Origin of the sequence: Acinetobacter sp. 1542444, from assembly GCF_000581835.1 — a bacterium.
GTDB lineage: Bacteria > Pseudomonadota > Gammaproteobacteria > Pseudomonadales > Moraxellaceae > Acinetobacter > Acinetobacter pittii.
Genome location: NZ_JEYA01000003.1, coordinates 117755 through 132548, shown reverse-complemented (window position 1 = coordinate 132548; position 14794 = coordinate 117755). Strand labels below are relative to the sequence as shown.

15 protein-coding genes are annotated in these 14794 nt (G+C 37.9%); 8 read left to right on the top strand and 7 right to left on the bottom strand.

Translation table 11 applies throughout. The features are described 5' to 3' along the window. The first annotated feature begins 3 nt into the window (after positions 1-3). Positions 4-564: a peptidoglycan-associated lipoprotein Pal gene (pal, locus tag J580_RS12795; protein WP_002118513.1), complete on the top strand. Its 561-nt coding sequence runs from the start codon at positions 4-6 to the stop codon at positions 562-564. A 51-nt stretch (positions 565-615) separates the two neighbouring features. On the opposite strand, the gene J580_RS12790 is transcribed toward pal, so the two are convergent. Next, the gene (locus J580_RS12790; RefSeq protein WP_005067763.1) at positions 616-801 is read right to left on the bottom strand and encodes an NF038105 family protein; all 186 of its coding nucleotides are present in this window, start codon (positions 799-801) and stop codon (positions 616-618) included. Positions 802-986: 185 nt separating this feature from the next. Between J580_RS12790 and J580_RS12785 the strand changes: the two genes are divergently transcribed. From J580_RS12785 to J580_RS12765, 5 genes are all read left to right on the top strand, one after another. Next, positions 987-1958, top strand: a complete 972-nt coding sequence (locus J580_RS12785) for a class 1 fructose-bisphosphatase (protein ID WP_002118934.1) — start codon at positions 987-989, stop codon at positions 1956-1958. Between the two features lie 59 nt (positions 1959-2017). Next, positions 2018-2794, top strand: a complete 777-nt coding sequence (locus tag J580_RS12780) for a TrmH family RNA methyltransferase (protein WP_002118372.1) — start codon at positions 2018-2020, stop codon at positions 2792-2794. Between the two features lie 159 nt (positions 2795-2953). After that, the gene (locus J580_RS12775) at positions 2954-3568 is read left to right on the top strand and encodes an RNA polymerase sigma factor (RefSeq protein WP_002118814.1); all 615 of its coding nucleotides are present in this window, start codon (positions 2954-2956) and stop codon (positions 3566-3568) included. Beyond that, positions 3558-3878 (top strand): hypothetical protein, encoded by a 321-nt coding sequence (locus J580_RS12770; protein WP_002118556.1) that lies wholly within the window; start codon positions 3558-3560, stop codon positions 3876-3878. The genes J580_RS12775 and J580_RS12770 overlap by 11 nt, the downstream gene beginning before the upstream one ends. After that, positions 3868-4257 (top strand): DUF3106 domain-containing protein, encoded by a 390-nt coding sequence (locus tag J580_RS12765; RefSeq protein WP_032004418.1) that lies wholly within the window; start codon positions 3868-3870, stop codon positions 4255-4257. Before J580_RS12770 ends, J580_RS12765 begins: the two co-directional genes overlap by 11 nt. A gap of 101 nt (positions 4258-4358) precedes the next feature. Here J580_RS12765 and J580_RS12760 read toward each other — a convergent pair whose 3' ends face one another. The 4 genes from J580_RS12760 to cxpE all read right to left on the bottom strand — a co-directional run bounded on the left by J580_RS12760 (position 4359) and on the right by cxpE (position 10913). Further along, positions 4359-6791 carry a CSLREA domain-containing protein gene (locus J580_RS12760; RefSeq protein WP_032004417.1) on the bottom strand — a complete coding sequence of 811 codons (2433 nt, stop codon included), beginning with the start codon at positions 6789-6791 and terminating at the stop codon, positions 4359-4361. 18 nt (positions 6792-6809) lie between these two features. Further along, the gene (gene rbtA, locus J580_RS12755; RefSeq protein WP_080759611.1) at positions 6810-8669 is read right to left on the bottom strand and encodes a rhombotarget A; all 1860 of its coding nucleotides are present in this window, start codon (positions 8667-8669) and stop codon (positions 6810-6812) included. Between the two features lie 331 nt (positions 8670-9000). After that, positions 9001-9699 (bottom strand): DnaA regulatory inactivator Hda, encoded by a 699-nt coding sequence (hda, locus tag J580_RS12750; protein WP_032004415.1) that lies wholly within the window; start codon positions 9697-9699, stop codon positions 9001-9003. A gap of 20 nt (positions 9700-9719) precedes the next feature. Next, positions 9720-10913: a chloramphenicol efflux transporter CxpE gene (cxpE, locus tag J580_RS12745; RefSeq protein ID WP_002118385.1), complete on the bottom strand. Its 1194-nt coding sequence runs from the start codon at positions 10911-10913 to the stop codon at positions 9720-9722. 135 nt (positions 10914-11048) lie between these two features. Between cxpE and purM the strand changes: the two genes are divergently transcribed. Then, positions 11049-12119 carry a phosphoribosylformylglycinamidine cyclo-ligase gene (gene purM, locus J580_RS12740; RefSeq protein ID WP_017385817.1) on the top strand — a complete coding sequence of 357 codons (1071 nt, stop codon included), beginning with the start codon at positions 11049-11051 and terminating at the stop codon, positions 12117-12119. Next, complete coding sequence (gene purN / locus J580_RS12735; RefSeq protein WP_005073082.1) at positions 12116-12745, top strand: phosphoribosylglycinamide formyltransferase; 630 nt, start codon at positions 12116-12118, stop codon at positions 12743-12745. The genes purM and purN overlap by 4 nt, the downstream gene beginning before the upstream one ends. Positions 12746-12820: 75 nt before the next feature. Here purN and J580_RS12730 read toward each other — a convergent pair whose 3' ends face one another. Both J580_RS12730 and sppA read right to left on the bottom strand, forming a co-directional pair. Next, positions 12821-13621: an alpha/beta fold hydrolase gene (locus J580_RS12730; RefSeq protein ID WP_002118584.1), complete on the bottom strand. Its 801-nt coding sequence runs from the start codon at positions 13619-13621 to the stop codon at positions 12821-12823. 23 nt (positions 13622-13644) lie between these two features. Next, positions 13645-14661, bottom strand: coding sequence for a signal peptide peptidase SppA (sppA, locus tag J580_RS12725; RefSeq protein ID WP_005067744.1), 1017 nt, complete (start codon positions 14659-14661; stop codon positions 13645-13647). Between the last annotated feature and the right edge of the window lie 133 nt (positions 14662-14794).

Below are 14794 nucleotides of genomic sequence, written 5' to 3'. Positions count from 1 at the left end.
ATCATGAAATCAATTAAATATTTAGCTCTCCCCTTTCTTAGCGTAGCACTCGTAATGACAGGCTGTGCTAGCCGTAAACCTGCAGCGACGACCACGACTGGTACAAATCCAAGCACGGTAAACACTTCTGGTTTAAGTGAAGATGCTGCATTAAATGCTCAAAATTTGGCAGGTGCTTCATCTAAAGGTGTAACTGAAGCAAATAAAGCGGCTTTAGCTAAACGCGTTGTTCACTTTGATTATGACAGCAGCGATTTATCTACTGAAGACTACCAAACACTTCAAGCTCATGCTCAGTTCCTTATCGCAAATGCAAATTCAAAAGTTGCATTAACAGGCCATACAGATGAACGCGGTACACGTGAATACAACATGGCTTTAGGTGAGCGTCGTGCTAAAGCTGTACAAAGCTATTTAATTACCAATGGTGTAAACCCGCAGCAACTTGAAGCTGTAAGTTATGGTAAAGAAGCTCCTGTTAATGCGGGACATGATGAATCAGCGTGGAAAGAAAATCGCCGCGTTGAGATTAATTACGAAGCAGTCCCTCCTTTATTAAAATAAGGGATATGCATAAAAAAACGCTCATAATAATATGAGCGTTTTTTTTATTACTTAAGAAGATTTCTTGTCTTCTTCAGGATGTTGCATGGACTCAATCAAATCATGCTTATTAAAATCTTTATATTCAGGTTTTGCCTCATAATCTTTCCAAGCTTCCTGAACATTTTCTTTCGAAATTTCATCTAGATTGATTGGTTCACCTGCCGTGGGGGTCGCATCAAACTTCTTTGTTGTCATTTCGATTCTCCTAAAAATATACAATCCTTTGTAATGCAATCAACATACCATTTTAATTGGGGCTTGTAAGCATAAATCCAACACAAATAAAGTAAGATAATTTTTATTTTGTGACATTCTCATCTAGAATATGCCACGTATTTATCTGACTCATTTTGATGCTTGAAGCACAGGAGCGTTTTTTTATGTCCAACCTCACTTTGTCCCAATTTTTACAACAACAAAAAGGGAATCTAACACCTGAGTTGGCTCAAGTCATCGATACTATTGCCACGACCTGTAAAACAATCGACCAAGCATTACAAAAAGGTGCTCTGGCTGGTATTTTAGGTAGTGCTGGCAATGAAAATGTTCAGGGTGAAACACAGAAAAAACTTGATGTGATTTCAAATGACTACTTAATTGATGCATTAAAAGTACACCCGCACGTAGGCGGTCTCGCTTCTGAAGAGCTTGATGAGTTCACACCTGCACAAGAAAATGGTAAATACCTCGTTTTATTTGATCCATTAGATGGCTCAAGCAATATCGATATTAATATGTGTGTAGGTACGATTTTCTCTATTTTGCCTGCAAAAAATGCCGTAACACAAGCAAACGATTTCATGCAAGCTGGCACACAGCAAGTTGCTGCTGGTTATGTACTTTATGGCCCATCAACTATGATGGCTTTAACTGTAGGAAATGGCGTAGCATTCTTTACTTTAGATCCAGAAACTCAAACCTTCTTGCTTACTAATGAGAATGTCCAAGTTCCAGCAGACACTCAAGAATTCGCTATTAATGCATCTAACCAGCGTCATTGGGAACAACCAGTAAAACAATATATTGATGAATTACTCGCAGGCAAGACATCTGTTCGTGAAAAAGATTTCAATATGCGCTGGGTAGCATGTATGGTGGGTGATATTCACCGTATTTTATGTCGTAGTGGTATTTTCCTTTACCCATATGACTTGAAAGATCCGAAAAAAGCAGGTCGTTTACGTTTAATGTATGAAGCGAATCCAATGAGTATGCTCATTGAACAAGCAGGCGGTGCATCAACTACTGGCCGTGTACGCATTCTAGAGATTGAACCTACAGAACTTCACCAACGTGTACCTGTAATTATCGGTTCTAAAAATGAAGTTGAACGCGTAACAAGCTACCACTAATAATTTTAATTACTTAGGGCATCATAGTATGATGGTGCCCTTTTGTTGGATATTTTCTTATGGCGGTTATTTTTTTAGAATCAAAAGACAATGCAAAAATTAAACATTTGCGTGGATTAATCGAACTCAGTAACGCCCGAAAAAAGCACCAACAAACCGTTCTTGAAGGCACACATCTTTGTTTGGCGTGGTTACAACAGCAAAAAAAGATTTTTTCTTTATTTACCACAGAACAAGCATTAGAACACGAAGATTTAAAGAAAATAACAGAACTACATCAAGGCCATATCTTTGTTATTAGTGAAGTTTTATATAGAGATTTAAGCACATTAGGTACAAGCTTACCTTGTTTAGCGATTATTGATTTACCTAAAACTGCATCAACTATCGACTACAATGTAGACACCTTAATTCTAGAAAATATTCAAGATCCGGGTAATGTAGGTACTTTGCTACGTTCAGCAGCAGCAGCGAATATTAAACAAATCATTTGCACACAAGGCTCTGCGTCACTTTGGTCACCACGAGTTTTAAGAGCAGGCATGGGCGCTCATTTTAGCTTACATTGTTTTGAAAACTTCCAGCTGACAGATATCCTTCCAAAATTTCAAATCCCGGTTTTTGTTACTAGCTCTCACCGCTCAACCAGTCTTTACTCAAAAGACCTTTCTAAACCGTGTGTGTGGATTTTAGGAAATGAAGGACAAGGTGCTAGTGATTATGCATTAGATCACGCACAATCAGTAACTATTCCCCAACCAGGCGGACAAGAGTCATTAAACGTGGCAATTGCAGGATCTATTTGTTTTTTTGAGATGGTTCGCCAACGCCAATAAAACGTTAATTTATTTTACATCGCACATATTTGTGAAAAAAATCAATTACACTAGTAAAAAATAACCGATTGTTGTCAACCTCCCACCTCTTTTCAACGTTATATAAGAGATATATTGAAGATAAGGTGGGTATGTCCAATGACAGGATTTTCCATCTCCATGGATTTAGCACCGAAAAAGTCTCGATCGGAAACATCTAGTGCTCATGCCAGCACGGCTGAGCAACGCCTGAAAGTTTTTATGCAAGATGTTACTGGTCGTGCTTTGGTGATGATGGAGAGTGCTACCCAAGGTCAACAAGGTATTGCGATGGATTTGGTACAAGAAGCATTTATTGCTTTACACAAATCTTACGCCGATAAAAGTACTGAAGAATGGTATCCCCTGTTTTACACTATTTTGAATAACAAACTTCAGGATTGGCGCCGCAAAGAAGCTCGTAGAGCAAACCCATTTTCATTCTTCAAAAAAGTTAGCTTGGATAATGACGACGACGAAGTTATTGATGTAGTTGATGAAAAAGCTATTAATCCTGCAGATTTTCTCGATCAAGCGGTAACGATAGAGGAAATTCGGGAAGCAATTGAAAAACTACCTGTTCGTCAACAACAGGCATTTATGTTACGTGCGTGGGAAGGGTTTGACACCCATACAACAGCTCAGATCATGAACTGTACCGAAGGTAGTGTGAAAACCCATTATCACCGAGCAATTCAGGGACTTAGAGAATACTTGGCACATTTAAATCCCTTGGGAGGTTCTGATGAATCATGATGATTTCACTAAAAAGGTGACATCCAAACTTGATAGTTTGGCAGATCACCATAAAAATAAAACAGTGGTCATGAATCATGTGCTTGACCATATTCAACAAAAACCAGCCTCTTATTATAGTGTCTGGAAAATGACTGGTTTCGCACTTGCCGCAGCAATTACAGGTTTTGTGATTCTGCCTAACTCAGTCGAGATTGTGGATAAGCCACAAAATCAAGTGATCGTAAACCCTAAATTATCTCCACAAATGGTGGAAGATTTAGAGATGTTAATGGTGTTGGGTGAGGATAAAGTACAACATGGCAGCTAAAAAATTAGCGCTTATCCTGTGTTCATTAAGTTTCTTGCAAACAAGTTTTGCAGGTTTTGAACGCTTTTGGATTTTTTCTAAAGATGCCAATGCACAAGTCGATGACACATGGGATGCCCTTTCCGAAGAAGAGCAACGTGCAGTCATTAAACGCTACCAGAGTTTAAAAGAGTTACCAGCAAATCAGAGCAATAACTTACAGCAACGCATGGACTGGTTTACTCAACTTCCTGAAGCTGAAAAACAAAAAATGCGTGAAGTATGGCAAAAAATGAGTACGCAAGAGCGTAAAGACTTACGTGAGCGGATGCTTAAAGCGAATGGTGGAGAAAGAACAGCGATTCGTGAAGAATACATGAACAAGTATTTAGAACACTAAATTCTTATTTGGCTATCAAAGATAAGGCATCTAATCACTTAATTATTTTGATTTTATTTCTTATAAAAAGCCTCCAATTGGAGGCTTTTTATTCTTTAAGTTTATTTACGGTAGCGCCTATAAGCTGCTAAACCAAGTAAAGAGGCTAAAGATAAAATCCCAAAGCTACCACCGCCGCCTCCACCACGTGTATCATCTGTAGTCGTAGCAGTACTTACAAGGTTAATTGTGCCAGCTTTAGGTGAAATTTTCCCATCAGCATCATAAACGTTATAACTTAATGAGTCATTAAAAGTATTAAATACGTTATTTGCCTGAATATAGATATTTCCGCCATAACAAATTTTATCCTTGTCATCTTTCGGACATGGCCCTTCTCGATCAGCCTTAATTACTTTAAAAATACCATCTTTCGAAGTCTTGCTTGGTAAATAAATAGGTAACTCTACACCGTCTTCATTTACCCAAAATTGTGATTTAGGCTTTAAAAGCGTATTTATAGGGCCGTCACCATCATCGTTAGCATATTTAAGTAAATTCAATGGAATAATTTCATTTGCAAGATATTTAAAAGTAATTGTCCCATCACCAGAAACTGGTTCTATATTATTAAAACGAGCTTTTATCAGACCGCTTGAGCTTAATTTATTATCAGCTGTTGTAATTGTATATTTACAATAAGCATAGGTACCAGCTTGAGTCATCGTATCGTCTTTGCGATAAAAAACAATTTGCTGTAAAGCACTATTCCACTCACAGAATACCTTGTCCTGATCAGATAGATCTTTAACTTGTTGAGCATCATATTTATCATCAAGAGATCCAATACCTAATGGCTCAGTTGCAATACGATAATCTGTGGTGTTGAAGAACTTCAGCACATGATTAGCGTCTTCAGTCGGTAAAGGTAAATCATAGTTCTTTAAATCAAGATAGATTGCGCGATACTTAAGATTTGCTTTAGTTGTATCAATTAGGTTCTTAAATTCAGCTAAACGTAATTTATAGTAAGTAATAAAGTTAGAAGGCGTCTTAGGGTCCTTAATATAATTATCAAATAAATCATAATTTTGTTGATAAGTATCAATTAAAGTTGTTAATGAAATATTACTAACATCTTCTAAATCACCTGCAGTGAGCTTCATTAACTCAACAGAGCCAATATCACAACTATTACGACTTTCAGGCTGATAATATGAGGTACTATCTGTCAAACGGTTTAAACCACGTTGATCAATTGTGGCACAACTTCCTTTACTATCTTGATCAACGTCAATTAAATCTGTGCTAGAAGAAATATTTTTTGGATAGTAAATAGGTAAGAACCCAGTATAAGCAGTTGTCGCTTGTAAAGGACTTAATAAATTGCTGAATGCTTGTGTACTAATATTAATATTAGTCTGACCATCTGGCAAAGATTCCTTTGGAACATCACACTTTCCTGTTGCTGATGTCCAGTCAAGTGCATTGAAATCTAGCGTTAGACCTACACTCTTTTGCTCTGCTGCCGCACCTAAAAGATATTTACAGGCATAACTTCCGGTATTATAAGCCAATACGTTAAAACTTAGCTTTTTTGCGCCCAATTTATCGTAAAGGAAAATACTATTCGCGTTGTTTTCAACAATTGTATTATTTAAAAGTACTAAACTACTGCTTGAACTTAAAATACTTGATGTATTGGCTGGATTATTGGTATCACCAGTAAACTTAATAATACTGCCGCTAGTACTATTCGCTATATTTTTTGCAATGGTATTAACCGATAATGTCGCAGTAGGTTTACCACAGAACTCAAATGTACTTGCTGAAGCTGTATTACCATTATTCACAATACTATTTGATGTAAGGGTGATGGCACGTGGTGCATAGACAGTGTCACTAAAACACCCCATTGATAAAACACTACCTTGTGTTGCGTTATTACCTTTAAGTAATGAATGATTTACTGACAAAGTAATATTAGGTGAAGCTAAATAAATTGCTCCACCGTTTGTTGCTTGAGATGATAAAATCTGACTATTTTGCAAAGCGATATCAGCACCAGCATAAATCGCGCCCCCCTGGCCAGTTGTAACACCATTTTCAAGAATGACATTATTTATGGTCAAGGGCTGTTTATAGGTAGTCGTATTGAAAATGCGTGATTTAGCTTGAGCATTAATACGTGTTTGTAAGTCAAGTTGTGCAGGATAATCATTAGTTAATACACTTTTTTTCTGCCAATCTACGGGATCAGCACCAAAAATAGCAATATTAGCATTTGGAACTAATTCTTTATTTAGAGTGTAAATTCCTGCTTTAAGCTGAATCGATTTTTGAGTAGTTTCACGTGTATCAATAACAGTACATCCACCGTACGATTTACGCAACTCAGCTGTTTTTATCGCTTCACGCAATGAACAGGCATTAGTATTTTCACCATCTTCATCGTCAAAAGTTGTAACATCAATTCTTCCAGTCGTTGTATCTGCAAATAATGGCATCGCAGCAATCACAGCTAATGCTAATAAAGCCTTTTTATAATTTTTCATAGCCTTTATCATCCTTGATTATGACTTTAAACGTCTTAAAGCAATTAAGCCAAATAGACCTAAAACTAAACCACCACCTACACTTCCCCCGCCACCCGTGCTTACAGATTTATCTTCAATACCTGATGGTGGATCTTGCACGATTTGAACTGGAACAGTTAGATAAACATCCGCAGCATCATTAAAACGTGTGGTAGTAGTAACGACTAATAGATTAAATACATCTGCTCCATGCCAGTTCCCATTTGGAACATAAGTTAAATTTCCCTGAGCATCAATGGATAAAGTCCCTTTAGATGGTGTACTGGTTTGAACAATCTTCATACACCCAGACTGCCAGGCTTGACCATCTGTTCTTTTTCCAAACATTTTTTCACATGTTTGTGGAGAAACTAACTCTCCATCACCCACAACATCGGCGATATTAAATTTGGCAATTTCTCCATACTTAATATCTTGACCATGTGTACTGATATCATCGCGGTTGATAATTAATTCAATTGCACCTAAATCACATAACTCATCATAACCACTTCGATTCTTTCCACGTTGATCTTGCTTTTCACAACTCGCCAAACCGACAGAAGTTCCATCGCTATATAAACGACCTTTGTTAATTAACAATGATTGCGAAAGACTAGTATATTTATCTAAAACTCGAGGTTTAAAGAATCCTAAAAAACTATCACTCGGTGTTGAATACGGACATAACAAACCATCTGCTGGTGGAACATCACAGGTTCCTTCATCTGCATTTCCAGCAATTAGTTTTTCACTTGCAGGGTATAGAATATTTGGTAACTCTGCAGAAGCATTACGGTTACATTCCGTTGTTACTAAATTACTCTGCACAATCGTTTTATCTGTTGTAGATACCTTACAGTTTGTCGTATTACCTACTAAAATACTATTAGAGACAGATGCTTTTCCTTGTGGGGCATCAAAATACAAGCCTCCCACATTTTTAATCATAGTAATATTATTGATCACCATTCCATCACGGACATTGGCAATAAAACTACCCTTATTATGAAAAATCGTACTATTACTTAAACCAATAATACGAGAGGTTAAATATCCGCCCGTACTTTCATCTGCAAATTTAGTTTCAGCATGAAATAATGCACCATCTACAGCAGTTACTTCATTATCACGCACTACAGAGCGAGTAATATAGTAAAGTGGCATATCACTATATAAAACGCCTCCCTGACTCGCTTTATTATTCTGAATCAAGCTATTAGTGATCGTTACCGAACCCGCTGTTTTTGTAGTATTTGATAAATTACCAGCGTTATAAATTGCTCCACCATTTGTTGCATATCCATCCATTAAACGAGAATTTTGAATAACCAATTGTTCATGGTTATAAATCAATCCACCGTTACCTTGAGGTATTACACTCTTTAGGCCAGCACCCTTTAAATTGACATCGATAAATGAAACTGTAAAAGAGGCTTTTTCAACGCTACCATCATCAATACGAAATAATTGATCCGTACCTATCATTTTAATCGTTGCATTATGTGAATTGGGTGCACCTTCCTCAATCAGAGTAGAATCATTTTTTGCTGTGCTAATAGCTACGGGAATGGTAATTACTATACTTTTACTTAGAGTATATTCTTTATCACGCTGTAAAATAATATTTGAAGAAGCATCTTTATTTCCGCAACCATTATAACCGTTTGCATATTTTTCAACTTCAGCAGCATTAGAAGATGCACGATATTTTAGAAATTGTATTGCTTCACGTAATGAACAGACCGTGTTATCGACGTCTTCATCAGTTGTAGTTGTGACTTGAATATCGGCAGAATAAGCGTGTCCAGCAGCAGCCAATAAAGCAAAAGCAATGCTCCGTTTGAGCATACCCATCTCCTTACATCTTTTTTCATTTTTCTTTGTCAATATTGCAAAATTTCCGCTTTTGCAATCACATCCTTTGTGCGTACTTTGTCACAGGAAGTAGAATTTCTCAAGACATTTTGGTCGGTCTGTAGAGTCATTTTTGAGCTAGATTACAAAAAGCTTCGTAGACCTAAAAAAGTTTTTTAAATACAAAAAATTGGCGTATTAAAAAATTAAAAGAGAATTTATAAGTTATAAATATAGCTTTTCAGAAATGAAAAAAACTTATGTAGGGAAAGCCATTTTTTAAATTGTATGAGTTTAATTTAAGCAAAACAGCAAATTTAAGCTAGAAACTCTACTGTTGATACTCATCAATCAAAGCATAAATTTGTCTTAAAGTCGCATTAGAAAGTTTTGTTTTTTCGCCTTTGAGCAGTTTTTCTAACTGAGCAACAGTTTGCAGTAAAAGAGATGCTTGGTGAGGACCATGTAATAATAAGTAATCAACAATTTGTTGGTTAAAGTGAATACCCCGTCTAGCCATTACAGATGTCACCAAGGCATAGCGGTCTGCATATAGACTTCCACTTGGCACTTTTACACTAACGGCTTGTGTAAGTCGTGATTGTAAGTCTGGTAATTCCAGCTTTAATTCAATCGGTGCTACACGCGAAGAAAATACCAGTTGTCCTTCATGATTATTCATTAAATGAAAAACAGCTTTTTGCCAGTGAGGCACACCACTAATTGATTCAATATCATCCAAAGCAACAAGATCATAATGTTCTAAAGATGTAATTGCCTCAATAGGTGCATCAAGCAGTTCAAGCAAAGATACTTTAATAGCAGATTTGCCTATTTCTAAATAAGAATCACAAATTGCAGAAAGTAAATGACTTTTCCCCGTCCCCGCTCCACCGTAAATATAGAACCTACTCACCAGACCAGCATGTAGTTGACGCACGGCATCGACTACATGCCCCCAACCCGGTCCCGAAAAATCACTGATTCGGGCATCAAGTTGAGGTTCTATATCCAGTTGGAGTTGACGCATATATTGAATTAACCTTGAAATTATTTCTGGTTAGGAGATTTTAGTTCATCTGTATCTTGCTGTGTTTTAACTTCAAGATCAAGCTTAGTGCTTTCGGTTTGTACATGAATTTGCTCAATATCGCCATGTTGGATCACTAATGTAGATGGTGGAGCATAAAGTGAGCTTCTTTCGTAATTCTCTCTTAAATGCTTCAACAACACTACAATAACCGCAGCAACAGGCAATGCAATTAACATTCCCAAGAAGCCTGCAAGTTGTGCACCTGCCAATACTGCAAAAACAACTGCTACAGGAGATAAGCCAATTTTATCACCCAGTAGGAATGGCTGTAAGATATAGCCTTCTACCGCTTGACCAATCATAAAGACGATACCAACCAGTAATAGATGCATCCAATCCAAGCCAAACTGGAACAGGCTGGCAATAACAGCGGCAATAATACCTACGGCAAAACCTAAATAAGGAATAATACTAGCAAGCCCTGCCACCATACCAATAATCAGGCCAACTTCCAAACCGATGAGCTGTAAACCAACTGCATACACTACGCCAAGCAATAGCATGACAAGAAACTGACCTTTAACAAATGCCCCTAAAACGCTATGGCATTCACCAACGATCTGTAAAGTAGTTGCTTCATATGGACGCGGAATGAGACGACGTAAGTTTTGTAACATACGTTCCCAATCAAGCAAGAAATAGAAAGCAATAATTGGAATTAAAACAACTGTTCCACCAATCTGAATAAAATTCAAACCAGATTGAGCCAGTTTTAATAACACTGCCTGAATGCTGTCTGCGCTATAGTTTGTTTGTACATATTCCATGACAGCTTTAGACAACTGCTCTGTGTCAATTTCCATTTGCTGGACATTAAATGTCGAAGACACCCAAGGTAAAAAGGTAGCGTTAATCCAGTGAATACCTGCTGGAATACTATCTCGGGCATAAACTAATTGTTTCCAAATCAGTGGAACTAAATACCAGAGTGCAATAGTTAAGGTTACACCTATTCCAACAAATACCACGCTAATTGCTAACCAGCGAGGCAATTTCATTTTTACCAGCACATCAACAAGTGGACTGAATAAATAAGCCAGGAAAAAAGCACCGATAAAAGGAATGACTACAGGCTTGAGTAAGTACAACACCCATACCAGCAATACAATACCTGCGAGTAAAAAAATACGGCGCAGTATACGATCTTGCATAAAATCTAGCCTTTTTTGATTTAATCGTTATAAATGAAAAAATATTTTTATTAAAGATAGCATTTTCGAGCATAAATAACATAAGAGTTTCGTATATTCAGGTTATAATCTGCCGCCAATGCGGAGACTTCATTTATGAGCAACTCAACTTCTACCCCAAATACCGGTTTAAGCTACAAAGATGCGGGTGTCGACATTGAAGCGGGCGACGCACTGGTCGATCGTATCAAGTCAGTCGCTAAACGTACAAGTCGTCCTGAAGTAATGGGCGGGCTTGGTGGCTTTGGTGCACTATGCAAAATTCCTAAAGGTTATGAAGAGCCTGTTTTAGTTTCTGGAACCGATGGTGTAGGAACTAAATTACGTTTGGCCCTTAATCTCAATCGTCATGACACAATCGGCCAAGACCTTGTGGCTATGTGCGTAAACGACCTTTTAGTTTGTGGCGCAGAACCATTATTCTTCCTTGATTATTACGCGACTGGTCACTTAAATGTTGACGTTGCTGCAAATGTTGTTACTGGTATTGGTAAAGGTTGTGAGCTTGCAGGTTGCGCACTTGTAGGTGGTGAAACCGCGGAAATGCCAGGCATGTACGAAGGCGAAGATTACGACCTTGCTGGTTTTGCCGTTGGTGTTGTTGAGCAAAGCAAAATTATTGATGGCTCTAAAGTAAAGTCTGGTGACGTACTTATCGGTGTTGCATCAAGTGGTGCTCACTCGAATGGTTACTCATTACTACGTAAAATTTTAGACGTTAAAAACGTTGATTTAACTCAAACGATTGATGGTCGCCCGCTTGCTGATGTAGCAATGGAACCAACTCGTATTTATGTAAAACCGGTTCTTGAACTCTGCAAACAAGTTGATGTTCATGCTATGGCGCACATTACTGGTGGTGGTTTACCAGGTAACTTACCTCGTGTATTACCAAATGGTGCACAAGCAGTTATTGATGAATCTTCTTGGGAATGGCCTGAATTGTTCCAACTTCTACAACGCGAAGGCAATGTAGAACGCTTTGAAATGTACCGTACATTTAACTGTGGCGTAGGTATGGTTATTGCTGTTGATGCAAATGATGCTGAAAAAACAATTGAAGTACTTAATGCTCAAGGCGAAAAAGCTTGGAAAATCGGACACATCCAAGAAAATGCTGAGTCAGTAGAAGGTGCAGACGAAAAAATTCGTGTGATCTTTGCATGATAAAAATTGCTGTTCTAGTCTCTGGGAATGGCAGTAATTTACAGGCCTTGATAGATGCAAATCTATCAGGGCAAATTGTAGGTGTACTGTCTAATAAAGCAGATGCTTATGCCCTAGAGCGTGCTCAAAAAGCCAATATTGCTACCGCTGTTATCTCCCATAAAGACTTTCCAACGCGCGAAGTTTTTGATGAGGCAATGCATCAGCAACTCTTAGCTTGGGAAGTAGATGTAGTTATTTTAGCTGGCTTCATGCGTATTTTAACACCAACCTTTGTCAACAAATGGCAAGGGAAAATGCTGAATATACATCCCTCGCTTCTTCCAGCTTACAAAGGTGTGAATACTCATCAACGTGTTTTAAACACAGGTGATCGTTTGCATGGTTGTACCGTACACTTTGTAACTGCTGAACTGGATTCTGGTCAATCTATTGCCCAATCAGCTATATCAGTTAAAGAACATGATACTGTCGCTTCATTAGCAGATCGAGTGCACACACTTGAGCATTTTATCTACCCACAAGTTGCAGAGTGGCTGTGTAACGGTCAACTTACATGGAAAGATGGGCAAGCCTATTTCCGTAATCAAGTTCTAAAAGACCCTATTCGTTTTGCAAGTTGGTAAAGTATTTTACTAACAAACAAAAATAAAAAAGGACATGCTGGCATGTCCTTTTTTATAAGCTTTAAATTAATTTAATTAATGATGAATCAATTTCTTTATAGAGTTTACTGTATCAATAGGATGCTCTAGAGGGAACATATGGCCTCCTTCAACCACAGTAAATGGGATTCCCATTTTTCGCTTTGCCATTTGAGGAAAGCCTCTTTTTAAGAAATCACTTCCTTTACCCACAACTAAATGCACAGGCATCTTAGGTTTTGGCATAGGCAGCCACCACCAAGAAGGATTTTTACGGAAAATTGCAACTTCATCTTCACGAGAAATCGTTAAAGTTACTCCACCGCGAATCGAATCTTCTTTCAAAGCATAATCAATATAAGCCTGAAAACAATCTTCATCAAAATCTTTATAAAATCCTTTAGGACGAAGTAACTCAGCAGCCTGCTCTCTCGATTCCCAATGTTCACGACGACGTGCAGATAAGCCCGCCGGTGTCATCGCATCAACCAATTTAGGACGAAATAATTTTGCCATATGAAAAGCAAATGAATATCGCCCTAAAATAAGAGGCGGATCTAACATAATGACTTGAGAAAACAGTTCAGGACGTCGAAAAGATGCCATCAATGTTAAAACCGAACCAAGAGAATGGCCTAATCCGATGACTTTACGTCCTTTCGCCTGACGCACAATACTATCAATAACTTGATCAACCAAAGCAGGCCAATGGTTAGTCACAGGATAACGTTTGTCAGGACCAATGAGTGGAACATAAATTACGTCATACTCATCTTTTAATTGATCAAACAATTTTTGATACACCATAGATGGCACACCATTGGCATGCGCAAAGTGTATAACCGGTTTCATTGACATACCGTTATCCTAAAAATACAGATTTATTGTAATTTTGCGCTTTGACTAGTCTGCACCTCTTGAGCAATAGATTCACTTACTCCTTGCCCGATTTGTGCCCCCATACGACCCAAAATGGATTGTAATGGGTTACGCTCAATTGTGTAGTCAACTTTATTATCAAGGTTTAGTTCACGCATCAAGCTCGTAATATTACCTGAACGGTCAGCAACACCTAATTGAATTGCTTGTTCACCCGTCCAGAATAAGCCAGAAAAAATAGCGGGATCGTTGGATTTCAAACGCTTACCACGGCCTTCTTTCACTGCGGTAATAAAGTGAGTATGAACATTATCAAGAACAGATTGAATATGTTGCTTTTGAGCAGGATCAATCGGTTTTGTCATACTTAAAATGTCTTTATTCGTTCCGGCAGTTAAAGTGCGGTCTTCAATACCGAGCTTCTGAGCTAAACCAGTAATGCCATAGTTAGGCATGATTACACCAATTGAGCCCACTAAACTTGATGGGTTGACAATAATCTCATCCGCAGCAGAAGCGATATAGTACGCACCCGATGCCCCCATATCACCAATAACGGCATAAACTTTCTTATCAGGGTGCTGTTTTTTCAAATAACGAATTTCCTGCCAGATTTCATCAGACTGAACTGGAGAACCGCCAGGTGAGTTAATGTTAAGTGCAACAGCCTTACTATTTGAGGCTTCAAAAGCACGTTTAAGCGCTTTATTCGTATCTTCACTATTTACTGCTTGATTACTCGAAGCATCAATCGTTCCAATAATATCCACCACTGCCAAATGAGCACTACTGCTACTTACAGCAGAGCCTTCTTTGCTGGTTGAACAGCCTTTACCCATGAGTACAATAATGAATAGTAAATAAATAAAAGTTAATGTTTTAAAGAAGATACCCCAACGACGACTACGGCGTTGCTCTTCTACTGAAGCGAGTACAGCCTTCTCAAGAATTTGCCATTCTGGTCCATTTTGTTTAGGGATTATAGGTTCATTTTGTGGTTTTGGTGGCCAATCGGACATAAAATTCCAATCCAAATCAATCTAAAATGATGTCATTATATACGTTGATTTGATAAAAACTGTCTAAATTATATGATTTCATTTATAATATTTTTATCTTTTTTTACTTGTTGCCTCCTTTTTACCGCGATAG

Bases quoted from the DNA above. Each gene is read 5' to 3' on its own strand.
- rbtA (WP_080759611.1), bottom strand. From the start codon at position 8,669: ATGGGTATGCTCAAACGGAGCATTGCTTTTGCTTTATTGGCTGCTGCT.
- J580_RS12785 (WP_002118934.1), top strand. From the start codon at position 987: ATGTCCAACCTCACTTTGTCCCAATTTTTACAACAACAAAAAGGGAAT.
- sppA (WP_005067744.1), bottom strand. From the start codon at position 14,661: ATGTCCGATTGGCCACCAAAACCACAAAATGAACCTATAATCCCTAAA.
- cxpE (WP_002118385.1), bottom strand. From the start codon at position 10,913: ATGCAAGATCGTATACTGCGCCGTATTTTTTTACTCGCAGGTATTGTA.
- J580_RS12760 (WP_032004417.1), bottom strand. From the start codon at position 6,791: ATGAAAAATTATAAAAAGGCTTTATTAGCATTAGCTGTGATTGCTGCG.
- pal (WP_002118513.1), top strand. From the start codon at position 4: ATGAAATCAATTAAATATTTAGCTCTCCCCTTTCTTAGCGTAGCACTC.
- J580_RS12770 (WP_002118556.1), top strand. From the start codon at position 3,558: ATGAATCATGATGATTTCACTAAAAAGGTGACATCCAAACTTGATAGT.
- purN (WP_005073082.1), top strand. From the start codon at position 12,116: ATGATAAAAATTGCTGTTCTAGTCTCTGGGAATGGCAGTAATTTACAG.
- purM (WP_017385817.1), top strand. From the start codon at position 11,049: ATGAGCAACTCAACTTCTACCCCAAATACCGGTTTAAGCTACAAAGAT.
- J580_RS12765 (WP_032004418.1), top strand. From the start codon at position 3,868: ATGGCAGCTAAAAAATTAGCGCTTATCCTGTGTTCATTAAGTTTCTTG.
- J580_RS12780 (WP_002118372.1), top strand. From the start codon at position 2,018: ATGGCGGTTATTTTTTTAGAATCAAAAGACAATGCAAAAATTAAACAT.
- hda (WP_032004415.1), bottom strand. From the start codon at position 9,699: ATGCGTCAACTCCAACTGGATATAGAACCTCAACTTGATGCCCGAATC.
- J580_RS12730 (WP_002118584.1), bottom strand. From the start codon at position 13,621: ATGTCAATGAAACCGGTTATACACTTTGCGCATGCCAATGGTGTGCCA.
- J580_RS12775 (WP_002118814.1), top strand. From the start codon at position 2,954: ATGGATTTAGCACCGAAAAAGTCTCGATCGGAAACATCTAGTGCTCAT.
- J580_RS12790 (WP_005067763.1), bottom strand. From the start codon at position 801: ATGACAACAAAGAAGTTTGATGCGACCCCCACGGCAGGTGAACCAATC.